Origin of the sequence: Mesorhizobium sp. WSM3868, from assembly GCF_002294785.1 — a bacterium.
Taxonomy (GTDB): Bacteria; Pseudomonadota; Alphaproteobacteria; order Rhizobiales; family Rhizobiaceae; genus Mesorhizobium.
This window is the reverse complement of record NZ_NSGB01000024.1, coordinates 59,382-82,249: the sequence shown is the minus strand read 5'-3', so window position 1 is coordinate 82,249 and position 22,868 is coordinate 59,382. Positions and strand designations below refer to the sequence as shown.

The window sequence follows — 22,868 nt, the reverse complement described above, 5'->3', positions numbered from 1 at the left end:
GTCTGTTCAGGGGCGGGTCGCTTCAACATGACCCAGTGAATCAAAAACCCCCGGCAAACGCCAGGGGTTTGTCAGCAATCTGACGGCCCGCCGAAAGGCGGGCCGTTTTGTTTTGGTAGCAACTACACCTTCGCCATCCTCGGGCGTTCGGCGCCGGCCGTGACGAGCACCTAAATATGGATCGGCTTGAAGAACGTGGCCAATGCCGCTTCCTTGACCGCCTCCGACATGGTCGGGTGGGCGTGGCAGGTGCGGGCGAGGTCTTCCGAGGAGCCGCCGAACTCCATCAGCACCGCCGCCTCGTGGATCATCTCGCCGGCGCCGAAGCCGACGATGTGAACGCCGAGCACGCGGTCGCTCGTCTTGTCGGCGAGGATCTTCACGAAGCCGTCGGTGTGCAGCATGGCCCGCGCGCGGCCATTGGCGCTGAAAGGGAACTTGCCGACCTTGTAGTCGATGCCGGCCTTTTTCAGCTCCTCTTCGGTCTTGCCGACCGAGGCGATTTCGGGGCTGGTGTAGACGACGCTCGGGATAACGTCGTAGTTCACATGACCGGCCTGGCCGGCGATCGTCTCGGCTACCGCCACGCCCTCGTCCTCGGCCTTGTGCGCCAGCATCGGCCCGGCAATGACGTCGCCGATGGCATAGATGCCGGGCACGTTGGTCCTCAGATGCCCGTCGGTCTTGACCCGGCCGCGCTCGTCCATCTCGACGCCGGCGTCTTTCAATCCAAGGCTGTCGGCGTAGGGGCGCCGTCCGGTCGCGACCAGCACGACATCGGCCTCGATCGTTTCCGCCGCGCCGCCCTTGACCGGCTCGAACGTCACGCTGGCGCCCTTCTTGGATTTGGCGACGCCGGTGACCTTGGCGCCGAGCTTGAACTCGAAGCCCTGCTTGGACAGCAGCCGCTGGAATTGCTTCGAGACCTCGCCATCCATGCCGCCGAGGATGGTGTCGAGGAACTCGACAACCGTGACCTTGGAGCCGAGCCTGGCCCAGACCGAGCCGAGCTCGAGCCCGATGACGCCGCCGCCGACCACCACAAGACTGCCCGGCACCTTGGCCAGCGACAGCGCGCCGGTCGAGGACACGATCACCTTCTCGTCGAAGTCGACCTTGACACCCGGAATGCCGGCGACGTCGGAACCGGTGGCGATGACGATGTTCTTGGTCTCGATCTCCTCGACCTTGCCGTCCTCGCCGGTGACCGACACCTTGCCGGCGCCGATCACCTTGCCGGTGCCGCGGAAAGAGTCGATCTTGTTCTTCTTGAAGAGAAAAGCGACGCCGTTGACGTTGGAGGCCACGGTCGCATCCTTATGCGCCAGCATCTTCTTCAGATTGAGTTTTGGCGCGCCGACCTCGATGCCGAGCGTATCGAAGGCATGGCCGGCTTCGGCGAACATCTCGGAGGCGTGGAGCAGGGCTTTCGACGGGATGCAGCCGATATTGAGGCAGGTGCCGCCGAAGGTGGCGTTCTTCTCGACCACCGCCGTCTTCAGGCCGAGCTGTGCCGCCTTGATGGCGCAGACATAGCCGCCCGGTCCCGATCCGATGATTACGACGTCATAAGCCATTATGGTGTCCTTCTGGTCTGGCCTTCAGCGGCCGCCGCTCACATTCAGGATCGCGCCCGTTATATAGGAGGCCGCGTCCGACAAAAGGTAGAGAACCGCGCTCGCGACCTCGTCGGCCGTGCCCGCGCGCTTCATCGGCAGCAGATCCTGCATCCGCGCCACGCGCTCGGGCTGGCCGCCGGAGGCATGGATGTCGGTTTCGGTGATGCCTGGGCTGACGGCATTGACGCGGATGCCTTCCAGCGCCACCTCGCGCGCCAGACCAACGGTCAGCGTGTCGATCGCGCCCTTGGAAGCGGCGTAGTCGATATATTCGCCGGGCGAGCCCAGTCGTGCCGCCGCCGAGGACAGATTGACGATGGCGCCGCCCTTGCCGCCGTGACGGGTCGACATGCGCTTGACAGCCTCGCGGGCGCAGAGGAAGGAGCCGACGACGTTGATGCGCATCATGCGCTCGACCCGCTCGGCGCTCATCTCGTCGACACGCGCCTTGACGTCGACGATGCCGGCATTGTTGACGAAGGCGTCGAGCCGGCCGAAGGCCCGATCCACCGCTTCGAACATCGCGATGACATCGGCCTCGTTGCCGACATCGCCCCTGACCGCGAAGGCCTCGCCGCCCGCGGGTTCGAGCTCGGCGGCGAGCGCATCGGCGGCGGCCCGGTTGGAGACATAGTTGATCGCCACCCCATAGCCGGCCCGACTGGCCTGCCGGCAGATCGCGGCGCCGATGCCGCGGCTCCCGCCGGTGACCAGCAGCGTCTTCTTGTCGGCATTCATTCCTGGCAGCCTTTCAGGGCAAAGACGTCCCACGGTACTTTTGAGAAGCCCGCCGGACCGTAAGCGGCTGACATTTCGAGGGACGGTCCGAGATCGGGAAAGATCAGGCTCTTCGGCGCATCCGCGCCCTCGGACGGCAGCAGACCCACGACGCCCTTCTCATCGGCGCTATAGATCACGCCTTCCCAGACCGTGCAGGCGGCGAGCTCCTCGCCGGTGACGTCGCCGGTCGGGCATTTGTACATCAGCGAGCCATGCGGCCGCCCGGCGGAGCCCTCGGTCCACATGGCGATGCCATCGAGCACGGTATTGTTGTCGAGTATCATGCGGAATGTGTTGGCGATCGTCGCCGAGGTAGCCGTCGGGCTGAAATCGATCTCGGCCCCGCTTTTCGCCTCGCCATAGACGGCGAGCTGGATCGGGCAGGCGGCCTGGGCATCGGCTGCTACGAGAGCCGCACCGGCGGCAAGCGCGACCGGCCTCGCGGTGCTGAGCCAACGGGCCTTCACTCGCCGCCCCGCCCGCGAGCCTTCATGCTCCACCTCAGAGATCGAGCACCAGCCGCTCGGGATCCTCCAGGCTTTCCTTGACGCGCACCAGGAAGGTCACCGCTTCCTTGCCGTCGACGATGCGGTGGTCGTAGCTCAGCGCCAGATACATCATCGGCCGGATGACGATCTGGCCGCCGACCACCACCGGCCGCTCCTGGATCTTGTGCATGCCGAGGATACCGGACTGCGGCGCATTCAGGATCGGCGTCGACATCAGCGATCCGTAGACGCCGCCGTTGGAGATCGTAAAGGTGCCGCCCTGCATGTCGGCAACCGAAAGCTTGCCGTCGCGCGCGGCGAGGCCCAGCCGGCCGATCTCCTTCTCGATCTCGGCGATGGACATCTGGTCGGCATCGCGCACGACCGGGACCACCAGGCCCTTGTCGGTGCCGACGGCGACGCCGACATGGGCAAAGTTCTTATAGATGATGTCGGCGCCGTCGATCTCGGCGTTGACCGCCGGGATCTCCTTAAGCGCATGCGTGACGGCCTTGGTGAAGAAGCCCATGAAGCCGAGCTTCACGCCATGCTTCTTTTCGAACACGTCCTTGTACTTGGCCCTCAGCGCCATCACCGCGCTCATGTCGACCTCGTTGAAGGTGGTGAGCATGGCGGCCGTCGACTGCGCCTCCTTGAGCCGGCGCGCGATGGTCTGGCGCAGCTTGGTCATGCGCACGCGCTCCTCGCGCGAAGCATCGTCGGCCGTCGACGGCGCGCGGGCCGCGACCGGTGCGGGAGCAGGAGCAGGAGCCGCTTTCGGCGTCTCGGCCGGCTGCGATGGCGCGCCCTTGGCGATGGCATCGAGCACGTCGCCCTTCAGCACCTGGCCGCGCTTGCCGGAGCCCGTCAGTTGCTCGACCGAGAGATTGTGCTCGGCGATCAGTTTGGCCGCGGCCGGCGCCGGCGGCATGGTGCGCGGCTCGACCGGGCCGGCGTCGCCGGCCATCTTGGCGGTTTCGGCGGCGGCCTGCTTGGTCGTGGATGCGGCGTCCGGACTTGAGGCCTGCGCCACCGCCTGCGGCTTGGTGGCGGGAGCGGCGGCTGCGCCGCCGGCCGAAATCGAGCCGAGCAGCGCCCCGACATTGACCGTCTCGCCTTCCTTGACGGTGATCTCGGAGAGCGTCCCGGCGCCCGCGGCGGGCACCTCCACCGTCACCTTGTCGGTTTCGAGCTCGACCAGCGGTTCGTCGGCGGCGATCGCGTCGCCGACCTTCTTGAACCACTTGCCGACGGTCGCCTCGGTGACGGATTCGCCGAGAGTGGGGACGCGGATTTCGGTAGCCATTGTGCCTGTCCGTTCTCTTGTCTTCTTGAGGTCAGTTTGTTCCGGGTCTGCTTATTCGCCCAGCGCGTCGTCGAGCAGGGCGGAAAGCTGGCTGAGATGCTTCGACATCAGCCCGGTGGCCGGCGAGGCCGAGGCCGGCCGGCCGGTATAGCGCACCCGCTGATGCTTGGCGTCGATATGCGCCAGCACCCATTCGAGATAAGGATCGATGAACGACCAGGCGCCCATATTCTTGGGCTCCTCCTGGCACCACACCATCTCGGCGTTGCGGAAACGCGACAGCTCGGTGATCAGCGCCTTGGCCGGGAACGGGTAGAGCTGCTCGACGCGCAGCAGGTAGATGTCGGTGATGCCGCGCTTCTCGCGCTCCTCATAGAGGTCGTAATAGACCTTGCCGGAGCAGAGCACGACGCGGCGGATCTTGGAATCCTTCACCAGCTTGATCGGCTGGTCGGCCAAGAGCTGCGCATCGTCCCACAACAGCCGGTGGAACGAGCTTTCGCCCGCCATCTCCGACAGCGTCGAGACCGCCCGCTTGTGGCGCAGCAGCGACTTCGGTGTCATCAGGATCAGCGGCTTGCGGAAGTCGCGCTTCAACTGCCGGCGCAGGATGTGGAAATAGTTAGCCGGCGTCGTGACGTTCGCCACCTGCATGTTGTCCTCGGCGCAGAGCTGCAGGAAGCGTTCGAGACGGGCCGAGGAATGCTCCGGCCCCTGGCCTTCATAGCCGTGCGGCAGGAGGCAGACGAGGCCCGACATTCTCAGCCACTTGCGCTCGCCGGACGAGATGAATTGGTCGAACACCACCTGGGCGCCGTTGGCGAAATCGCCGAACTGCGCTTCCCAAAGCGTCAACGCCTTGGGCTCGGCGAGGCTGTAGCCATATTCGAAGCCGAGCACCGCCTCTTCCGAGAGCATCGAGTTGATGACTTCGTAGCCGGCCTGCGCCGCAGATAGATTGTTGAGTGGAATGTAGCGCGTCTCGTCACGCTGGTCGTAGAGCACGGAATGGCGCTGCGAGAAGGTGCCGCGCTCCGAATCCTGGCCGGAGAGCCGGATCGGATTGCCGTCGAGCAGGATGGCGCCGAAGGCCAGCGCCTCGGCGGTCGACCAGTCGATGCCGTCGCCGGATTCGATCGCCTGGCGGCGGTTCTCGAGGAAGCGCAGGATCGTCTTGTGCGCCTCGAAATCCTTCGGCACCTCGGTCAGCTTCTTGCCGATTTCCTTTAGCGTGCGGACCGGCACCGCGGTCTTGCCGCGCCGCTGTTCGTCCTGGTTGTCGGCGGTGCGCAGGCCGGACCAGGCGCCGTCCAGCCAGTCGGCCTTGTTCGGCTTGTAGGACTGGCCGACTTCCCACTCCTGTTCCAGATGCGCGCGCCAGTCGGCCCGCATCTTGTCGACCTCGGCTTGGGTGATGTGACCCTCGGCGATCAGCCGGTCGGCATAGACCTGCACCACCGTCTTATGGCTGCGGATGTTGCGGTACATGATCGGCTGCGTGAAGGACGGCTCGTCGCCTTCATTGTGGCCGAAGCGGCGGTAGCAGAACATGTCCACCACCACCGGCTTGTGGAACTTCATGCGGAATTCCGTCGCCACCTTCGCGGCATGCACCACCGCTTCCGGATCGTCGCCGTTGACGTGGAAGATCGGCGCCTCGATCATCTTCGCCACATCCGACGGATAGGGCGAGGAACGCGAGAAGCGCGGATTGGTGGTGAAGCCGATCTGGTTGTTGATGATGAAGTGCAGCGTGCCGGCGACGCGGTGGCCGCGCAGGCCGGAGAGCCCGAACATCTCCGCGATGACGCCCTGGCCGGCGAACGCCGCGTCGCCATGCAGCAGCAGCGGCATCACCTTGGCGCGCTCGGACAGCGGCACGATCTCGCCGCGCTCGCGGCCGGCGAGCTGGTCCTGCTTGGCGCGCGCCTTGCCCATCACCACCGGGTCGACGATTTCCAGGTGCGAGGGGTTGGCTGTCAGCGACAGGTGCACCTTGTTGCCGTCGAACTCGCGGTCCGAAGAGGCGCCGAGATGGTACTTCACGTCGCCCGAGCCCTCGACGTCGTCGGGAGCGGCCGAGCCGCCCTTGAACTCGTGGAAGATGGCGCGGTGTGGCTTGGCCATGACCTGCGAAAGCACGTTGAGACGGCCGCGATGGGCCATGCCGAGCACGGCCTCCTTCAGGCCGAGCTGGCCGCCGCGCTTGATGATCTGCTCCAGCGCGGGGATCAGCGACTCGCCGCCGTCGAGGCCGAAGCGCTTGGTGCCCTTGTACTTGACGTCGATAAATTGCTCGAAGCCTTCGGCCTCGACCAGCTTCGACAGGATCGCCTTCTTGCCGGTGGCGGTGAAGGTGATCTCCTTGTCGGCGCCCTCAATGCGCGCCTGGATCCAGGCCTTTTCCTCGGGGTCGGAGATGTGCATGAACTCGACGCCAAGCGTCGAGCAATAGGTGCGGGTGAGGATATCCAGCATCTGCCGGATGGTGCCGAACTCGAGCCCCAGCACATTGTCGAGGAAGATCGGCCGGTCGTAGTCGGCTTCGGTGAAGCCGTAATTCTCCGGCGACAGCTCGTTATAGTCCTCAAGCGGCTTGGCGATGCCCAGCGGGTCGAGATTGGCGTGCAGGTGGCCGCGCATGCGAAAGGCGCGGATCATCATGATGGCACGCACGGAATCGCGCGTCGCCTGGTGAACGTCCGCATCGGAAAGGGCCGCGCCGTTGACGACCGCCTTTTCCTTCACCTTCTTTTCGATGTGCTTTTCGACCAGGCCCCAATTGCCGTCGAGCGCCGAAACCAGCTCGCCATTGGCCTGCATCGGCCAGGAAGGCTTCGCCCAGGAAGCGCCCTTGGCGTTCTTGCGCACGTCGCCCGCATCGTCCTTCAGCGCGGCGAAGAAGTCCTGCCATTCCGGATCGACGGAGCCGGGGTTGTCCTCATAGGCGACATAGAGCGCGTCGATATAGTCGGCATTGCCGCCATAAAGGAACGAGGTGAGCGAGAATTGGTCGTTGGCCTGATCTTGTCTTGCCATTTTCGTCTGCGGAGCCTGGCTCCGTCTCCTTTTATGGAAGGGAGTAGGGGAGTAAGGCAGTAGGGGAGTAGGGCCTTTTTGCCACTGATCTTCCCTGCTGCCCTATTCCCTTACTCCCCTACTCCCTTAACCCTTGATCGCCTCGACCAGCGTCGTGCCGAGCCGCGCCGGTGACGGCGAAACCTTGATACCGGCCGATTCCATCGCCGCGATCTTGTCTTCCGCGCCGCCCTTGCCGCCGGAGATCACCGCGCCCGCATGGCCCATGGTGCGGCCAGCGGGCGCCGTGCGCCCGGCGATGAAGCCCGCCATCGGTTTCTTGCGGCCGCGCTTTGCCTCGTCCTTCAAGAACTGCGCGGCGTCCTCCTCGGCCGAGCCGCCGATCTCGCCGATCATGATGATCGACTTGGTCTCGTCGTCGGCGAGGAACATCTCGAGCACGTCGATGAACTCGGTGCCCTTGACCGGGTCGCCGCCGATGCCGACAGCAGTGGTCTGGCCGAGGCCGACATTGCTGGTCTGGAAGACCGCTTCATAGGTAAGCGTTCCCGAGCGGGAGACAACGCCGACCGAGCCCTTGCGGAAGATGTTGCCGGGCATGATGCCGATCTTGCATTCGTTGGGGGTCAACACGCCCGGGCAGTTCGGGCCGATGAGCCGCGAGGAGGAACGGTCGAGCCGCGCCTTGACCTTGACCATGTCCATAACCGGGATGCCTTCGGTGATGCAAACGATCAGCGGGATCTCGGCCTCGATCGCCTCGATGATCGCATCGCCCGCGCCTGCCGGCGGCACATAGATGACGGAGGCGTTGGCGCCGGTCTTGTCCTTGCCCTCGGCGACGGTGGCGAAGATCGGCAGGGTCTCGCCCTTCGCGCCGGTCCAGGTCTCGCCGCCCTTCTTGGGATGGACGCCGCCAACCATCTTGGTGCCGTGATAGGCCAGCGCCTGCTCGGTATGGAAGGTGCCGGTCTTGCCGGTCAGGCCCTGCACCAGCACCTTGGTATTCTTGTCGACGAGAATGGACATCGCGGCCCTTTTCTAAAAACCGTTGATCGAGGAAGGCGAAACGCGCCGGTAGAGGCCGCTCACCATGTCTTGCCAGGCGTCGCTGCCGGCGGGCTTGAAGTGCAATCGCATGCGGTAAGTATCAGTGCCGTCAAAGCTGTAAGTCACGCGAGCCGAGCCGCGCGGCGACGACCGTTCCAGCACAAGCTCGTTGCCGTTCCATGTGCCCGTAGCCGGTGAGGCCGGCACAAAGCCCATCGAGTCGAACTGATGCATGGTGACGACGTCGTTCGGCTGGTCGAAGCCGAACACATTGTGCGCGCCGAACGAGATCGTGCCGTCGCGGCGCTGGTGGTAGCGCTGGACCACGAACTGGCCGCCGAACTGCGCGTCCGCAAGCACTTCCGAAGTCGCGGCGCCGGCATCGGTCCATTGCGTCGCCGCGACATCTTCCTCGCCACGCCACGCGCCGACCAGCGCCTGCAGGCGCTGGTGACCGGCCGAAAGCGATGAGAAAGGCGTCGCGTTCATTGGTTCAGAGCCGCTTCAGATCGGCGACGGTGAGGTCGCTTTGGGCATTGCCGGTGTTCAGAGTCGTTGCCGGCTCGAACATAAGCACCACCGGCTCGACCGTCAGCGAACGCGGCCGATGCTCGACGCCGCGCGGCACGACGATGAAATCGCCTTCGCCGAGCTCGACCGGTCCATCGCGGAAATCGATGGCGATCTTGCCGCGCAGCACGAGGAAGGCTTCGTCCTCGTGATCATGCGCATGCCAGTCGAAGACCTCGCCGAACTTGGCGACCTTCGCCTGACTGTCGTTGACGTCGCCGGCGATGTGCGGATCGAAGACCTTGGCGATCTTCGCATCCGCCGCCTCGACCAGATTTATCTTGCGCGGAGGCATCCGTTTTAGCCCTTCACCGCCTTGACGATCTTCTTGGCCGCGTCGTCGAGATCGTCTGCCGAGACGACGTTCAAGCCGCTTTCGTTGATGATCTTCTTGCCGAGCTCGGCATTGGTGCCTTCCAGCCGCACGACCAGCGGCACCTTCAGCCCGACTTCCTTGACCGCGGCGATCACGCCCTCGGCGATGACATCGCACTTCATGATGCCGCCGAAGATGTTGATCAGGATGCCTTCGACCGCCGGATCCTTGGTGATGATCTTGAAGGCCGCCGTCACCTTCTCCTTCGAGGCACCGCCGCCGACATCGAGGAAGTTGGCCGGCTCGGCGCCGTAGAGCTTGATGATGTCCATCGTCGCCATGGCGAGGCCGGCGCCGTTGACCATGCAGCCGATATTGCCGTCGAGCGCGACATAGGCGAGGTCGTATTTCGACGCCTCGATCTCCTTCTCGTCCTCTTCGGTGGTGTCGCGCAGCTCCATCACGTCGGGATGGCGGAAGAGAGCGTTGTTGTCGAACGACACCTTGGCGTCCAGCACGCGCAGCCGGCCGTTCTTCATGACGATCAGCGGATTGACCTCGAGCAGGCTCATGTCCTTCTCGACGAAGGCCCTGTAGAGCAGCGGGAACAGCGTGCCGCCGTCTTGCGCCGCATCGCCGTCGAGCTTCAGCGCGGCGTTGAGCTTCTTCACATCATCGGCCGTCACGCCCTTTTCCGGATCGATGGCGACGGTGAGGATCTTCTCCGGCGTGTCATGCGCGACCGCCTCGATATCCATGCCGCCCTCGGTCGAGACGACGAAGGCGATGCGCCCGACGGAACGGTCGACCAGGATCGACAGATAGAGCTCACGGTCGATATCGGCGCCGTCCTCGATATAGAGGCGGTTGACCTGCTTGCCGGCGGGTCCGGTCTGCTTGGTGACCAGCGTATGACCGAGCATCTCATTGGCGTTGGCGACCACTTCCGCCGCCGACTTCGCCAGCCGAACGCCGCCCTTGGCGTCGGCAGGCAGTTCCTTGAACTTGCCCTTGCCGCGGCCGCCGGCATGGATCTGGCTCTTCACCACATAGAGCGGGCCGGGCAGCGTCTTGGCGGCGGCTTCCGCCTCGCTTGCCTTGAACACCGGAACGCCGCTTGCGACGGGCGCGCCGAACGACTTCAGCAGCGCCTTGGCCTGATATTCATGGATGTTCATGCGCTTGGTCTCCGGAGAGGGACGATTACTTGCCGGCGAGATGCGGGGCGATCTTGGTGCAGGCCTCGGTGAGGCCCTGCACGGCCGCCACCGAATTGTCGAACATCTTCTGCTCGGCCTTGGAGAGGTCGATCTCGATGACGCGCTCGACACCGCCGGCGCCGATCACCACCGGGACGCCGACATAGGTCCCCTTGACGCCGTACTGGCCGGACAGGTGCGCCGCGCAGGGCAGCACGCGCTTCTTGTCTTTCAGGTACGATTCCGCCATGGCGATGGCCGAGGCCGCCGGCGCGTAATAGGCTGAGCCGGTCTTCAAGAGGCCGACGATCTCGGCGCCGCCGTCGCGGGTGCGCTGCACGATCTGGTCGAGCTTCTCCTTGGAGGTCCAGCCCATCTTGACGAGGTCGGGCAGCGGGATGCCCGACACGGTCGAATAGCGGATCATCGGCACCATCGAGTCGCCATGGCCGCCGAGCACGAAGGCGGTGACGTCCTCGACCGAGACCTTGAACTCTTCCGCCAGGAAGTAGCGGAAGCGGGCGCTGTCCAGCACGCCGGCCATGCCGATGACATGGCTGGTCGGCAGGCCCGAAAACTTCTGCAGCGCCCAGACCATTGCATCGAGCGGGTTGGTGATGCAGATGACGAACGCCTTCGGCGCGTATTTCTTGAGACCCGCGCCGACCTGTTCCATGACCTTGAGATTGATGCCGAGAAGATCGTCGCGGCTCATGCCGGGCTTGCGCGGCACGCCGGCGGTGACGATGCAGACATCCGCGCCCTCGATGCCGGCATAGTCGTTGACGCCTGTCAGTCTGGAGTCGAATCCGTCGACCGGCGAGGACTGGGCGATGTCGAGACCCTTGCCCTGCGGAATGCCCTCGGCGATGTCGAACAGCACCACGTCGCCGAGATCCTTCAGGCCGATCATATGGGCGAGCGTGCCGCCGATCATGCCCGAGCCGATGAGCGCTATCTTGTTGCGTGCCATGTCAGGATGTTTTCCCTTTGTCTGTGACGGTGCCGTGACGGGGGCCGGGGCCGGAAGGAATGCGGGAAACCGCGGGATTTCGCCGAACCCAATAGCTCCAGCATGGAGAAAATTCAAACGGTTATTTTGCACCTAGTGTTTTCAATCGGTTAGATGCATTGGGAATTACGTAAACGTCAAAATTTTCGAGTTAACTGAACAGAATTTATACAATAAACGATGAAATCAGAAGGCCTTCATCCCGGCGATGACGCCGTTGTGATTTTAGGACGGGCGGATAGAGGCAAGTGGGGCGGCCGAGCGGTTTGGGAGGTGCGCATTCAAGCGACGAAGCGCTTATCGCTTCGCGTCGCTCTGTCTAAGGATGACGACTCCAGGCGGCTACGCTCACGCCTGCCGCGCCTCCGCGGGCTCCGCCCCGACTTGCCGCCTTTCCGCCCAGCCTTCCAGCCAGTCGCGGCTCTGCATTTCGATCAGCCGCGAGGCAGTGCGCTCGAATTCGAAGACTTCCGTGCCGCGCCTGGCGGTGTAGAGCCCCTCGGGGGGCGCCGCGGCGCTCATCACCAGCCGCATGTGGTGGTCGTAAAGCGTGTCGATGAGCAGAATAAAACGCTTGGCTTCGTTGCGCTTGCCTTCGCCGAGCACCGGCACATGGTCGATGAAGACGGTCGAGAAGCGGTCGGCGATCGCCAGATAGTCGCGCGCGCCGAGCGGCTTTTCGCAGAGATCGGCGAAGGAGAAACGGGCGGCATCGCCGGCAGCGCGCGGCACCACGAGCTGACGCCCTTTCAGCGTCAGCGTCATCGCCTCGGTCGGCCTGCCATGTGTCATCGTCTTCCAAGCGTCGTCGAGCGCGCGGTCGGCCGCGGCGTCGGCCGGCGTGACATAGATCGGCAGGCGGTTGAGCTTTTCCTGCCGGTAGTCCTTTTCGGCATCCAGCGTCAGCACATGCGCATTCCGTTCGAGCAGGCCGATGAAGGGCAGGAAAAGCTGCCGGTTGAGGCCGTCTCGATAAAGGTCATGGGGCTCGACGTTGGAGGTGGCGACCAGCACGACGCCTTTGGAAAACAGCGCCGAGAACAGGCGCGACAGGATCATGGCATCGGCAATGTCGGTGACCGAAAACTCGTCGAAGCACAGCACCCAGGCCTCCTCGGCCAGCGCCCCTGCCACCGGCGGGATCGGATCGTCTTCCTTGACGTCGCCGTTCTTGCGCGCCGCCCGGTGTTTTTGGATGCGGTCCTGCACGTCGGCCATGAAATCGTTGAAATGGACGCGGCGCTTTCGCCTGACCGGCAGGAGATCGAAGAACATGTCCATCAGCATCGTCTTGCCGCGCCCGACGCCGCCATGGATGTAAAGGCCCTTGACGGCCTCGCGCGGCTTGCTGCTGCGCGCGAACAGCCAGCCCAGCGCGCTCGATTTGTGCGCCAGCCTTTTCGCGGAGATCTCGTCGGTCAGCCGGTCGAGCGCGGCGACGACGCGCTCCTGCGCCGGATCGCGTTCGACCACGCCGGTTTCCACCAGATGGTCGTAGCGCTGCCTGACGGTCGCATGCGTCTGAAGGCCGTCACGCAGGTGCATAGGTCACGTCGTTCTCGGGCAATTCGGAAAGCGGCTTGCCGTCCGAAACTGCGTGAAACAATAGGGAAGGGTCCGCCCTACCTTGTAAGCGAGATCGGCTGGCCGTTGGAAGTCTGCCCGTCGAACTTTTCGCCGCCGGACGAATAGAGCCTGGCCAGCGTGCCGCCGTTTTCGTCGTAGAGCGTCAGCTGCTTGCCGGCGACATTCCACGACTTGATGCCGTCGATCGGAGCCGGGCAATGCAGCGGACCGGCGCGGTAGCCGGCGCCGAACTTGGTCTGCGGCGTCGCCACTTTGCAGCTCTGGCCGGAGACACTGACATTCCAGACGCCGGCGACGCTGGCCGCGGTCAGGTCCGCGGCGCCCGTGGGCGCCGAACCGTCCGGCGGCAGAGAAGCCATCTGACTGTTCTTCGGCGCCGTCGGGAATTGCGACGGGTCGGTGGTGCCCGGAGCAGCCGGTGGCGGCAGCTGGTTCTGCGTCACCGTGCCGGAGGGCGCCGGCGTGAGCGGCGCCGGCTGCTGATCGTCCATCGATGAGAAGCGCGAGGTCGAGCAGCCGCTCGCAACGAGCGCGGCCAGCGATACGGCCAAAAGGCCAGTCTTCGAAAAAGTCATTCCAACCTCCGTCGGATCCGGTGGGGGGCGCCGTCCGCGTAAACACTCGCTTCACCAAGATGGCGAAGGTGGCAGAATTTCAACCCGATATGGTTAAAATAGGGTTTTCGGAGCTGGTGTTGCAAATTTGTCGCGACGGCCTTCCTTACCGGGGCGCCAGTCGAGAAATTGGACCGTAACGTCTTGAAATTTCAGGCTTGCAGCGGCGCGCTGGGCACGAACAGATACCCGTCCGGACCAACGATATAGCATTCGCGCAAGCCATGCGGCTTGTCGATCGAACCGGCCAACACGATGTGGCCGAGTGCTGCCGCCTTTTTTTCGACCGCATCCGGATCGGCGCCATAGAGGCGCAGCTCGATGCCGGCGCCACGCGTTTCGGCTCCGGCAAAGACGCCGGTCATCGGATTGTCGAGATAGGAATGGTCGGCATGCAGCATGAAGATCGAGCCCAGCAGCTCGATGGCCGCGAAATCCTCGTCGGCATAGATGATGCGCGCGCCTAGCACATCGCGGCAGAAAGCCTCCATCGCCGCCATGTCGGTGACAAGCAAGTTGACGCCCAGCCCATGCGGCAGCGAGCGGCCGAAATCCTCGGCCTTCATCCACGGTGTCCCGGTCCGCTTCTTCGCCACGGTGTTGTTCCTCCACATCGTCGATCCTAGTCGAAGCAGACCGTTGGCCCTTGGCATTCCCCAGCAAAATGCTTGCGCCAGGCGGCGGCGTCCTTATTTCAGGACAAGCGACAGGGAGCGGGCGGAGAAACGATGGCCGCAAGAACAAGAGCAGCCAATCGCTACTATAGCGGCCCACTCAGCGATCATTTCGACGGCAGCCTCTTTTTCAATCCCGACGGCAGGCCGCCGGCGCGCTTCACCGATTTGCTGAAATGGCAATTGAGCGGTGGGCGCTCGAAATGGCCGGCGGCCTGGCCGAGCCCATATCCCCAGGCGAAGCCCGAACAACGGATCGACGGCGCCGCGCTTCGGCTCACCATGGTGGGTCACGCCTCGCTGCTCATCCAGACAGCCGGCCTGAATATCCTGACCGACCCGGTTTGGTCCGAGCGTGCCTCGCCTTTCGGCTTCGCCGGACCGAAGCGGGTCAACGCGCCGGGCATCGCCTTTTCCGACTTGCCGCCGATCGACCTGGTGCTGCTCAGTCACAACCACTACGACCATCTCGACCTCGCGACCCTCAAGCGGCTGAAGCAAAGCCACGACCCGATGGTGATCACGCCGCTCGGCAACGATGCGATCATCGGCACTGCCGTGCCCGGCATGCGAGTGTCGGCACATGATTGGGGCGACAGCGTCGAAGTCGCCAGCGACGGCATCATCCACATCGAGCCGGTGCATCACTGGTCGGCGCGCGGCGGACGCGACCGCCGCATGGCGCTTTGGGCGGGCTTCGTCATCGATACGGCGGGCGGCAAGGTCTATTTCGCCGGCGACACGGGCTTCCACGGCGGCACCAACTACCGCCGAATGGCGGAAAGGCATGGCGGGTTTCGGCTGGCCATCCTGCCGATCGGCGCCTATGAGCCGCGCTGGTTCATGGCCCCGCAGCACCAGAATCCGGCGGAAGCCGTCCAGGGCATGAGGCTGTGCGGCGCCGTCCATGCTGCCGGCTGCCACTGGGGCACCTTTCAGCTCACCGACGAACCGATCGAGGAGCCTGCGCAAAAGCTCGCCGAGGCATTGGCGGCCGAAGGCATTTCGCCGGAGCGTTTTCGCGCCATGCGCCCGGGCGAAGCATGGGATGTGCCGCCGCCTGGCTAAGGAACCCAGCCCGGGCAAACGCGTTGGTTGCACAACGCAAATCCGCCTCGGAGCCTTCCATGATCAAGTGGATCATCATCCTTCTTATCGTTGCCGCTGCGGCAAGCCTGCTTGGCATGCCCGCGCTCGCCGGCGCCGCCGCTACAGGTGCCCGCATCCTGATCGGTATTGTGCTGATCATCTTCCTGCTGATCGTGCTCGGCGTCTTCGCCGTGACTTAGCTCGCATATTCGCCGCGGCAGGCCAGAGCCGCGTCCTGGCCGGGCGTAGCGTTGCACTGGTAATTCCCGCCCGTTTCCGCCATATAGCGCCAAACGGAATTGGAACGACCGGTTAGATGGCAGGCACTGCCCCATTCGCCAAGATGAACGGCATCGGCAACGAGATCATCGTCGCCGATATGCGCGGCCGTGCCGACAAGGTGACCGCAGCCGCGGCGATTGCCCTCAATGCCGACGCGGCGACCAAGTTCGATCAGATCATGGCGATCCATGATGCGCGCACGACCGGCACCGCTTACTATGTCGACATATTGAATTCGGACGGCACCGGTGCGCAGGCCTGCGGCAATGGCATGCGCTGCGTCGTGCAGGCGCTTGCGGCCGAGACCGGCCAAAAGACCTTCACCTTCGAAACCCGCGCCGGCATTCTCAATACTCAGGAACATGCCGACGGCTCGATCTCGGTCGATATGGGCAAGCCGCGTTTCGGCTGGCAGGAAATCCCGCTTGCCGAGGAGTTCCGCGACACTCGCATGATCGAACTGCAGATCGGCCCGATCGATGCGCCGGTGCTGCATTCGCCTTCGGTCGTCTCGATGGGCAATCCGCACGCGATCTTCTGGGTCGACCGCGACGTCTGGTCCTACGAGCTCGACCGATTCGGTCCGCTGCTCGAGAACCATCCGATCTTTCCCGAGCGCGCCAACATCACCATCGCTCAGGTCACCTCGCCCGAGACGATGATCATCCGCACCTGGGAGCGCGGCGCGGGTCTCACCAAGGCCTGCGGCTCCGCGGCCTGCGCCGCCGTGGTGGCTGCCGCCCGCACCAAGCGCACCGGCCGCAGCGTGTCGCTGATCACGCCCGGCGGCGGCGAGCTCAATGTCGAGTGGCGCGGCGACGATCACGTCATTTTGACCGGCGCCGCCGAATGGGAGTTTTCCGGCAGCTTCGACCCTTCGACCGGCGCCTGGGCCCGCGACACCGAAAGCGCCGCCTGATGTCCGCTCTTCAAAAGGGCCCGGCGCCCGAAGGGCCTATCGGCAACGGTATCGACGTCGTCACGTTCGGCTGCCGCCTCAACACCTATGAATCGGAGGTGATGCGCCGCGAGGCCGAAAGCGCCGGCCTCGGCGCGCTGGAAGGCGGCGCCGTCATCTTCAACACCTGCGCCGTCACCGCCGAAGCCGTGCGCCAGGCCAAGCAGGCGATCCGCAAGGCCCGTCGCGAGAACCCTGAAGCGCGCATCATCGTCACCGGCTGCGCCGCGCAGACCGAGCCGCAGAACTTCGTCTCCATGGACGAGGTAGACCTGGTGCTCGGCAATGAGGAGAAGCTCAAGGCGAACTCCTACCGCGCGCTGCCGGACTTCGGCGTCAACGATACCGAGAAGGCGCGCGTCAACGATATCTTCTCGGTGCGCGAGACGGCGAGCCACATGGTCGACGCCATTGAGGGCCGGGCGCGCGCCTTCGTGCAGGTGCAGAATGGCTGCGACCATCGCTGCACCTTCTGCATCATTCCTTACGGCCGCGGCAATTCGCGCTCGGTGCCGATGGGCGCCGTGGTCGAGCAGGTCAAGCGTCTCGCAGCCAATGGCTATGCCGAGATCGTGCTCACCGGCGTCGACATGACCAGCTTCGGCGCCGACCTGCCGGGCAGCCCGAAACTTGGGAAGCTGGTGAAGACGATCCTGCGACAGGTGCCCGAGGTGAAGCGGCTGAGGCTGTCGTCGATCGATTCCATAGAAGCCGACGACGAGCTGCTCGACGCGATTGCCACCGAGCCGCGGCTGATGCCGCATTTGCATCTGTCGCTGCAATCGGGCGACGACATGATCCTGAAGCGCATGAAGCGCCGGCATTTGCGCGATCAGTCGATCCGCTTCTGCGAGGACGTGCGCAAGCTCCGTCCCGGCATCGTCTTCGGCGCCGACATCATCGCCGGCTTCCCGACCGAGACCGAGGCGATGTTCATAAACTCGGAGAAAATCGTCGAGGAATGCGGCCTGACGCACCTCCACGTCTTCCCGTTCAGCCCGCGCGAGGGCACGCCCGCCGCGCGCATGCCGCAGCTGCGCCGCGAGGTGGTGAAAGAGCGCGCCGCAAGGCTGCGCGCCGTCGGCGAGGCCGCCTATCGCCGCCATCTGGCCGCCCTTGCAGGCACGCGGCAGTCGATCCTGATCGAGCGCGACGGGCTCGGCCGCACCGAAGGTTTCACGCTTGCCGCGATTGGCGTTGGACAGCCGGGTGAGATCGTCGAGGCGGTTGTCACCGGCCATGACGGCGCCCGGCTGATCGCGGCGCCGCTCGCCGCGCAAGCCGCCTGAGACTGCAAGACGTATGGCTGGTTTCTTCAAGAAGATATTTTCGTTCGGCAAGAAGGAAGTCGTCGAGGAGCGCGTCGACGAGACCGCGCCCCTGCCGCCGATCAAATGGGACGCGCTCGAGGCGCTGAAACCGGAAACCGAGCAGGAGCCTGCGTCCCGCAGCGCCGACGCCGGCGCCAATCACCCTCGAGCTGCGCTCGGGACCTCCCCCATCGAGGGGGAGGCAGGACCTGCGCCCCAACCGGTTCCTGAGGAGCCGAAGCCCGAACCCGCACCGGACATTCCGCCGGCGCCGGAACCCGTCATCCCGCCGGCACCGGAGCCGGTCGTTCCATCCGAGCCGGAGCCGCTGCCGCAGCCCCAGCCGGAAGAAGAGCCGCGGCCCGCCCCGGAGCAGCCGCAGCCACCGGCACCGGTGGAAGTGCCCGCTCCGCCCGAACCTGCACCTGAGCCGGTGCCCGCGCCGGCACCGCAGGAGGTGCCTGCACCCGCGCCGGCCGAGCCGGAGATCGAGCCTTCGCGTCCGGAGCCGCAGCCGGTGCCGGGGCCCGTCGAAGTGCCGACGACGCCCAGCGAAGTCCCGGCCGAGGCGCCAGCGCCGATCGAAGTTCCACCGGGCGAGGCACCTTCTATCGAGCCATCTTTAGAGGTCGGCGCCGCGCCTCATCCGCCTGCCGGCACCTTCTCCCCGTATAGTGCCGGGGAGAAGGAAGAAGCGCCAACGCCGACGCCCCCTTCTCCCCGTTCTTCACGGGGAGAGGATGAGGGTGAGGCGCAGCGTCAGCCTGCGGAGGATTTGCCGCCACCAGAGCCGGCTCCGCCGGCGGAAGCCCTGCCTCCCATTCGCCAGGCTGCGCCGGTCGAGCCGGGGCGGATCCTTGCCGAGATCGCGCCCGAGCCGGAAGCCGTCCCCGCGCCGCCGCCGACCCCCTCTGCCGGCAAGGTGACGGTCGCCAAAAAGGTCGAGCAGAAGGCCGAGCCGCAGAAGGCACCGGAGCCGGCGCCGCGGCGCTCCTGGTTCCAGCGCATGCGCGACGGGCTTGCCCGTTCCTCGCGCGAGCTCACCGGCAACATCGCCGGCGTCTTCACCAAGCGCAAGCTGGACGAAGACACGCTGCAGGATCTGGAGGACGTGCTGATCCGCGCCGATCTTGGCGTCGAGACGGCGCTGCGCGTCACCGATTCTCTCGCCTCAAGCCGATACGGCAAGGACGTTTCCGACTCGGAGGTCCGCGCCGTGATGGCGGCGGAAGTCGAAAAAGTCCTGACCCCGGTCGCCAGGCCGCTCGAGCTCGATCTCAGCCACAAGCCGCATGTCATCCTGGTCGTCGGCGTCAATGGCACCGGCAAGACCACGACCATCGGCAAGCTAGCGGCCAAGCTGACCGAAGGCGGACTTTCGGTCATGCTGGCGGCCGGCGACACGTTCCGCGCGGCCGCCATCGAGCAGCTGAAGATCTGGGGCGAACGCACGAAGTCGCCGGTCATCGCCACCAAGCTTGGCGCCGACGCCGCCGGCCTCGCCTACGATGCCTTCGAGAAGGCGAAGGAGGCAGGCTCCGACGTGCTGATCATCGATACGGCCGGCCGCCTGCAGAACAAGACCGAGCTGATGGCGGAGCTGGAAAAGATCGTGCGCGTGCTGGGCAAGCTCGATCCGGAGGCGCCGCACACCGTGCTGCAGACCGTCGACGCCACCACCGGTCAGAATGCGCTCAGCCAAGTCGAGATCTTCCGCAACGTCGCTGGCGTCAACGGCCTGGTGATGACCAAGCTGGACGGCACGGCGCGCGGCGGTATTCTGGTGGCGATCGCCGCCAAGCATAGATTGCCGGTCTATTTTATCGGCGTCGGCGAGCAGGTCGACGACCTCGAACCCTTCTCGGCCAGCGAATTCGCCAGAGCGATCGCCGGCGTTGCTTGAACGATCCCAAAAGCGCCGACTTTCGGGACAACAAGGACTTTCATGAACATCCTCGAACGCGACCCGTCCGACCCGCAGAAACAGAAGAAGGAGGGCATCAACCCGCCGCTCAAGCTGGTGCTCGAGCTCGGGCCGCTGCTGGTCTTCTTCTTCGCCAATGCGCGCGGCGAATGGCTGGCGCAGAAATTTCCGGCCTTGGCCGAGCTCGGCGGCCCGATCTTCGTCGCCACCGGCCTGTTCATGGCCGCCACCGCGTTGGCGCTGATCGCCTCGTGGCTGCTCACCCGCACCTTGCCGATCATGCCGCTGGTGTCGGGCGTCGTCGTCCTTATCTTCGGCGCGCTGACGCTCTATCTGCAGGACGACGTCTTCATCAAGATGAAGCCGACCATCGTCAACACGCTGTTCGGCGGCGTGCTGCTCGGCGGCCTTTTCTTCGGCAAGTCGCTGCTTGGCTATGTCTTCGACTCGGCTTTCAGCCTCGATGCCGAAGGCTGGCGCAAGCTCACCTTCCGCTGGGGCCTGTTCTTCCTCTTCCTGGCCCTCGTCAATGAAGTCGTGTGGCGGAATTTTTCAACCGATGCCTGGGTTACCTTCAAGGTCTGGGGCATCATGCCGATCACGCTTCTCTTCACCTTCAGCCAGATGCCGCTGATCATGCGCCACTCGCTGGAGGAAAAAGCCAAGGAAGAGCAGGCGAGTAAATAGAGCAGGTTCCGGGGAGGGGGCGGCATGGAATTCCTCACCACGCGCGATGAGCTGAGGACGATCTACAAGACGCCGCGGCCGACCGACGGGTCGATCCGCAAGGAACTCAAGGCGCTCGATGGCCACTGCCGTTCCTTCATCGGCAAGAGCCCATTCGTGCTGATCGGCTCCTCCGACGGCGCCGGCAATGCCGACGTGACCCCGAAGGGCGACAAGCCCGGCTTCACCGCCATCCTCGACAGTTCCACCATCGCCATCCCTGACCGTCCAGGCAACAACCGGCTGGACACGCTGGAAAACATCGTTCGTTACCCGTCGGTAGGGCTGCTCTTCCTCATTCCCGGCATGAACGAGACGCTGCGCGTCAACGGCGAAGCCCACATAACCATCGACGCCGGACTGCGCGCCCGCCTGGCCGTCGACGGCAAGGAGCCGCTGAGCGTCATCGTGGTGACGGTCAAGGCGGCTTACATGCACTGCGCCAAGGCCTTTATGCGCTCCGAGCTGTGGGAGCCGGAGACCTGGTATGACCGCGCGAGCCTGCCGACGCTCGGCCAGATCATCCGCGACCAGCTGGCGCTTACAGAGAGCGCCGGCGAGATCGACCGCGAACTGGACGACGATTACCGGCAGACCATGTGGTAGGCTCCCGGGCACGATTCGTCCGAACCGCCCCGTCACACCCTTGCTGAACCTCCTCGCCATATCCGGCAGCCTGCGCGCCGCCTCGACCAATTCGGCCCTTGTCGCGGCGCTTGCCGCCAACGTGCCCGCGGATTGCCGCGTCACCGTCTATGACGGGCTCGGCCGCTTGCCGATCTTCAACCCGGATGAAGAGGGCGAGCGCACGCCGTGTGAGGCAAGATACCTGATCGAGGCCGTCACCCGCGCCGATGGCGTCATCGTCTCCTGTCCCGAATACGCCCATGGCGTGCCGGGCGGCATGAAGAACGCGCTCGACTGGCTGGTGTCGCGCGACGCCGCCGTGGGCAAGCCGGCGTTGCTGGTGCACGCCTCGCCGCGCTCGCTCTTTGCCCGCGCCGCCCTTGCCGAGATCATGCGCACGATGTCCTTCGCGCTTTACGAAGAGACCGCGCTGGAGATCGCGCTGCTCGGCAAGAAGCCGCCGGAGGTGGAAGAAATCCTGGCTGACCCGACCAGTCGGCAGGCGATGCGCGACGCGGTTCAGAGTTTCGCAGGCTTCATCCGCGGCCGCTGACGCCGTTGCCGGTCAATAGGTCTTGGCCCCATTCACCATCAGCCAGACCACATAGAGCGAGGTGGTGCCGCAGATGTAGAGGCGGTTGCGCTTGGCGCCGCCGAAGACGCAATTGGCGACGACTTCCGGCACTTTGACCTTGCCGATCAGCGTGCCGTCCGGATCGTAGCAATGGATGCCGTCGGCGGCGCTCGTCCAGATGCGCCCGCTCTCGTCGAGCCGGAAGCCGTCGAACAGGCCGGCCGTGCAGTCGGCGAAGACCTTGCCGCCCGAGACCTTCTTGCCGGCCTTGCCGACATTGAAGACGCGGATATGCGCGGGGTTCTTGGCGCCATGGGTGCGGCCCGTGTCGGCGACATAGAGCAGGCTTTCATCAAGCGAGAAGGCGAGCCCATTGGGCCTGACCATGTCGGTGATGACGGCGTCGATCTCGCCCGTGCCGGGGTCGACGCGGTAGACATTGCAGGCGCCGATCTCGCTCTCGGCGTGGTCGCCTTCATAATCGCTGTCGATGCCGTAGGCCGGATCGGTGAACCAGATCGAGCCGTCGGAACGGACGACGACGTCGTTGGGCGAGTTGAGCCGCTTGCCGCGCCATTTGTCGGCGATGGCGGTGACCGAACCGTCATGCTCGGTGCGGCTGACGCGGCGGCCCGAATGCTCGCAGGTGATCAGCCGGCCCTGCCGGTCGACGGTGTTGCCGTTGGAATTGCCGGACGGCTGGCGGAAGACGCTGACGCTGCCATCGGTCTCGTCGTAGCGCAGCATGCGGTTGTTGGGGATGTCGGACCAGACGAGGTAGCGGCCGGCGGCGAACCAGGCCGGGCCTTCCGCCCACCGGCACCCGGTGAACAGCTTCTCAACCCGCTCATTGGCGTTGAACAGCCGCGAAAAACGCGGATCGAGAAGTTCATAGTCAGCGGCCGTCATGCTTTCCCTCCCGGCAATCAAAAGACGCGCGATCAAGCCAGCACAGAGCGGAGAAGGCAAGATCGCCGATGCCTCTCACGGCATGTTGACGCGTGGAGGGGCTAAGACGCCATTAACCGGCTATGCGCTGCTTGCAATGGTGCATTGCAACATCTTTCTTTTGCAACGCACCATTCCTATGTCATTCTCGCAATCGATCAGGGAGGAATAACTCA

At 64.9% G+C, this 22,868-nt stretch carries 23 protein-coding genes; 9 read left to right on the top strand and 14 right to left on the bottom strand.

Going from position 1 to position 22,868, the window contains the following annotated elements; genetic code table 11:
• Positions 1-170 precede the first annotated feature (170 nt).
• The 13 genes from lpdA to CK221_RS27270 all read right to left on the bottom strand — a co-directional run bounded on the left by lpdA (position 171) and on the right by CK221_RS27270 (position 14,176).
• Positions 171-1,577 (bottom strand): dihydrolipoyl dehydrogenase, encoded by a 1,407-nt coding sequence (lpdA, locus tag CK221_RS27330; RefSeq protein ID WP_095779973.1) that lies wholly within the window; start codon positions 1,575-1,577, stop codon positions 171-173.
• A 24-nt stretch (positions 1,578-1,601) separates the two neighbouring features.
• Positions 1,602-2,357 carry an SDR family oxidoreductase gene (locus CK221_RS27325; RefSeq protein ID WP_095779972.1) on the bottom strand — a complete coding sequence of 252 codons (756 nt, stop codon included), beginning with the start codon at positions 2,355-2,357 and terminating at the stop codon, positions 1,602-1,604.
• Positions 2,354-2,776, bottom strand: coding sequence for a hypothetical protein (locus CK221_RS27320; protein ID WP_245299537.1), 423 nt, complete (start codon positions 2,774-2,776; stop codon positions 2,354-2,356). Before CK221_RS27320 ends, CK221_RS27325 begins: the two co-directional genes overlap by 4 nt.
• Before the next feature lie 124 nt (positions 2,777-2,900).
• Positions 2,901-4,193, bottom strand: coding sequence for a 2-oxoglutarate dehydrogenase complex dihydrolipoyllysine-residue succinyltransferase (gene odhB, locus CK221_RS27315; protein WP_067323636.1), 1,293 nt, complete (start codon positions 4,191-4,193; stop codon positions 2,901-2,903).
• Between the two features lie 51 nt (positions 4,194-4,244).
• The gene (locus CK221_RS27310; RefSeq protein ID WP_066991705.1) at positions 4,245-7,232 is read right to left on the bottom strand and encodes a 2-oxoglutarate dehydrogenase E1 component; all 2,988 of its coding nucleotides are present in this window, start codon (positions 7,230-7,232) and stop codon (positions 4,245-4,247) included.
• Between the two features lie 126 nt (positions 7,233-7,358).
• The gene (gene sucD / locus CK221_RS27305; RefSeq protein ID WP_095779971.1) at positions 7,359-8,261 is read right to left on the bottom strand and encodes a succinate--CoA ligase subunit alpha; all 903 of its coding nucleotides are present in this window, start codon (positions 8,259-8,261) and stop codon (positions 7,359-7,361) included.
• A gap of 12 nt (positions 8,262-8,273) precedes the next feature.
• Positions 8,274-8,771 (bottom strand): DUF1579 family protein, encoded by a 498-nt coding sequence (locus CK221_RS27300; protein WP_095779970.1) that lies wholly within the window; start codon positions 8,769-8,771, stop codon positions 8,274-8,276.
• A gap of 4 nt (positions 8,772-8,775) precedes the next feature.
• The gene (locus CK221_RS27295) at positions 8,776-9,147 is read right to left on the bottom strand and encodes a cupin domain-containing protein (protein ID WP_095779969.1); all 372 of its coding nucleotides are present in this window, start codon (positions 9,145-9,147) and stop codon (positions 8,776-8,778) included.
• Between the two features lie 5 nt (positions 9,148-9,152).
• Entirely contained in the window at positions 9,153-10,346 is a 1,194-nt protein-coding gene (gene sucC / locus CK221_RS27290; protein WP_095779968.1) for an ADP-forming succinate--CoA ligase subunit beta, read from the bottom strand.
• Positions 10,347-10,371: 25 nt separating this feature from the next.
• Positions 10,372-11,340, bottom strand: coding sequence for a malate dehydrogenase (gene mdh, locus CK221_RS27285; RefSeq protein ID WP_067323649.1), 969 nt, complete (start codon positions 11,338-11,340; stop codon positions 10,372-10,374).
• A 387-nt stretch (positions 11,341-11,727) separates the two neighbouring features.
• A complete protein-coding gene (gene zapE, locus CK221_RS27280) occupies positions 11,728-12,924 on the bottom strand; it encodes a cell division protein ZapE (protein WP_095779967.1) in 1,197 nt (398 codons plus the stop codon).
• A 77-nt stretch (positions 12,925-13,001) separates the two neighbouring features.
• Positions 13,002-13,541 carry a protease inhibitor Inh/omp19 family protein gene (locus CK221_RS27275; protein WP_095779966.1) on the bottom strand — a complete coding sequence of 180 codons (540 nt, stop codon included), beginning with the start codon at positions 13,539-13,541 and terminating at the stop codon, positions 13,002-13,004.
• A 191-nt stretch (positions 13,542-13,732) separates the two neighbouring features.
• Positions 13,733-14,176, bottom strand: coding sequence for a VOC family protein (locus tag CK221_RS27270; RefSeq protein WP_245322415.1), 444 nt, complete (start codon positions 14,174-14,176; stop codon positions 13,733-13,735).
• Between the two features lie 132 nt (positions 14,177-14,308).
• Between CK221_RS27270 and CK221_RS27265 the strand changes: the two genes are divergently transcribed.
• The 8 genes from CK221_RS27265 to CK221_RS27230 all read left to right on the top strand — a co-directional run bounded on the left by CK221_RS27265 (position 14,309) and on the right by CK221_RS27230 (position 21,723).
• Positions 14,309-15,322, top strand: coding sequence for an MBL fold metallo-hydrolase (locus CK221_RS27265; RefSeq protein WP_095779965.1), 1,014 nt, complete (start codon positions 14,309-14,311; stop codon positions 15,320-15,322).
• A gap of 59 nt (positions 15,323-15,381) precedes the next feature.
• The gene (locus CK221_RS27260; protein WP_066991727.1) at positions 15,382-15,543 is read left to right on the top strand and encodes a DUF1328 family protein; all 162 of its coding nucleotides are present in this window, start codon (positions 15,382-15,384) and stop codon (positions 15,541-15,543) included.
• Between the two features lie 116 nt (positions 15,544-15,659).
• On the top strand, positions 15,660-16,544 hold the full coding sequence (dapF, locus tag CK221_RS27255) for a diaminopimelate epimerase (protein WP_095779964.1): 885 nt from the start codon (positions 15,660-15,662) through the stop codon (positions 16,542-16,544).
• Positions 16,544-17,872, top strand: a complete 1,329-nt coding sequence (gene mtaB, locus CK221_RS27250) for a tRNA (N(6)-L-threonylcarbamoyladenosine(37)-C(2))-methylthiotransferase MtaB (RefSeq protein ID WP_095779963.1) — start codon at positions 16,544-16,546, stop codon at positions 17,870-17,872. Before dapF ends, mtaB begins: the two co-directional genes overlap by 1 nt.
• Before the next feature lie 13 nt (positions 17,873-17,885).
• Entirely contained in the window at positions 17,886-19,796 is a 1,911-nt protein-coding gene (ftsY, locus tag CK221_RS27245) for a signal recognition particle-docking protein FtsY (RefSeq protein ID WP_095779962.1), read from the top strand.
• A 42-nt stretch (positions 19,797-19,838) separates the two neighbouring features.
• Positions 19,839-20,504 (top strand): septation protein A, encoded by a 666-nt coding sequence (locus CK221_RS27240; protein ID WP_095779961.1) that lies wholly within the window; start codon positions 19,839-19,841, stop codon positions 20,502-20,504.
• 24 nt (positions 20,505-20,528) lie between these two features.
• Entirely contained in the window at positions 20,529-21,149 is a 621-nt protein-coding gene (locus tag CK221_RS27235) for a pyridoxamine 5'-phosphate oxidase family protein (RefSeq protein ID WP_066991742.1), read from the top strand.
• A 40-nt stretch (positions 21,150-21,189) separates the two neighbouring features.
• Positions 21,190-21,723: an NADPH-dependent FMN reductase gene (locus tag CK221_RS27230; RefSeq protein WP_095779960.1), complete on the top strand. Its 534-nt coding sequence runs from the start codon at positions 21,190-21,192 to the stop codon at positions 21,721-21,723.
• Between the two features lie 12 nt (positions 21,724-21,735).
• On the opposite strand, the gene CK221_RS27225 is transcribed toward CK221_RS27230, so the two are convergent.
• The gene (locus CK221_RS27225; protein ID WP_095779959.1) at positions 21,736-22,653 is read right to left on the bottom strand and encodes an SMP-30/gluconolactonase/LRE family protein; all 918 of its coding nucleotides are present in this window, start codon (positions 22,651-22,653) and stop codon (positions 21,736-21,738) included.
• Between CK221_RS27225 and CK221_RS27220 the strand changes: the two genes are divergently transcribed.
• On the top strand, positions 22,652-22,864 hold the full coding sequence (locus CK221_RS27220; RefSeq protein ID WP_095779958.1) for a hypothetical protein: 213 nt from the start codon (positions 22,652-22,654) through the stop codon (positions 22,862-22,864). The genes CK221_RS27225 and CK221_RS27220 overlap by 2 nt on opposite strands.
• The last annotated feature ends 4 nt before the right edge of the window (positions 22,865-22,868 follow it).

Coding starts and splice junctions, on each gene's coding strand:
- lpdA (WP_095779973.1), bottom strand. CDS start 1,577: ATGGCTTATGACGTCGTAATCATCGGATCGGGACCGGGCGGCTATGTC.
- CK221_RS27325 (WP_095779972.1), bottom strand. CDS start 2,357: ATGAATGCCGACAAGAAGACGCTGCTGGTCACCGGCGGGAGCCGCGGC.
- odhB (WP_067323636.1), bottom strand. CDS start 4,193: ATGGCTACCGAAATCCGCGTCCCCACTCTCGGCGAATCCGTCACCGAG.
- CK221_RS27310 (WP_066991705.1), bottom strand. CDS start 7,232: ATGGCAAGACAAGATCAGGCCAACGACCAATTCTCGCTCACCTCGTTC.
- sucD (WP_095779971.1), bottom strand. CDS start 8,261: ATGTCCATTCTCGTCGACAAGAATACCAAGGTGCTGGTGCAGGGCCTG.
- CK221_RS27300 (WP_095779970.1), bottom strand. CDS start 8,771: ATGAACGCGACGCCTTTCTCATCGCTTTCGGCCGGTCACCAGCGCCTG.
- CK221_RS27295 (WP_095779969.1), bottom strand. CDS start 9,147: ATGCCTCCGCGCAAGATAAATCTGGTCGAGGCGGCGGATGCGAAGATC.
- sucC (WP_095779968.1), bottom strand. CDS start 10,346: ATGAACATCCATGAATATCAGGCCAAGGCGCTGCTGAAGTCGTTCGGC.
- mdh (WP_067323649.1), bottom strand. CDS start 11,340: ATGGCACGCAACAAGATAGCGCTCATCGGCTCGGGCATGATCGGCGGC.
- zapE (WP_095779967.1), bottom strand. CDS start 12,924: ATGCACCTGCGTGACGGCCTTCAGACGCATGCGACCGTCAGGCAGCGC.
- CK221_RS27275 (WP_095779966.1), bottom strand. CDS start 13,541: ATGACTTTTTCGAAGACTGGCCTTTTGGCCGTATCGCTGGCCGCGCTC.
- CK221_RS27265 (WP_095779965.1), top strand. CDS start 14,309: ATGGCCGCAAGAACAAGAGCAGCCAATCGCTACTATAGCGGCCCACTC.
- CK221_RS27260 (WP_066991727.1), top strand. CDS start 15,382: ATGATCAAGTGGATCATCATCCTTCTTATCGTTGCCGCTGCGGCAAGC.
- dapF (WP_095779964.1), top strand. CDS start 15,660: ATGGCAGGCACTGCCCCATTCGCCAAGATGAACGGCATCGGCAACGAG.
- mtaB (WP_095779963.1), top strand. CDS start 16,544: ATGTCCGCTCTTCAAAAGGGCCCGGCGCCCGAAGGGCCTATCGGCAAC.
- ftsY (WP_095779962.1), top strand. CDS start 17,886: ATGGCTGGTTTCTTCAAGAAGATATTTTCGTTCGGCAAGAAGGAAGTC.
- CK221_RS27240 (WP_095779961.1), top strand. CDS start 19,839: ATGAACATCCTCGAACGCGACCCGTCCGACCCGCAGAAACAGAAGAAG.
- CK221_RS27235 (WP_066991742.1), top strand. CDS start 20,529: ATGGAATTCCTCACCACGCGCGATGAGCTGAGGACGATCTACAAGACG.
- CK221_RS27220 (WP_095779958.1), top strand. CDS start 22,652: ATGCTTTCCCTCCCGGCAATCAAAAGACGCGCGATCAAGCCAGCACAG.
- CK221_RS27225 (WP_095779959.1), bottom strand. CDS start 22,653: ATGACGGCCGCTGACTATGAACTTCTCGATCCGCGTTTTTCGCGGCTG.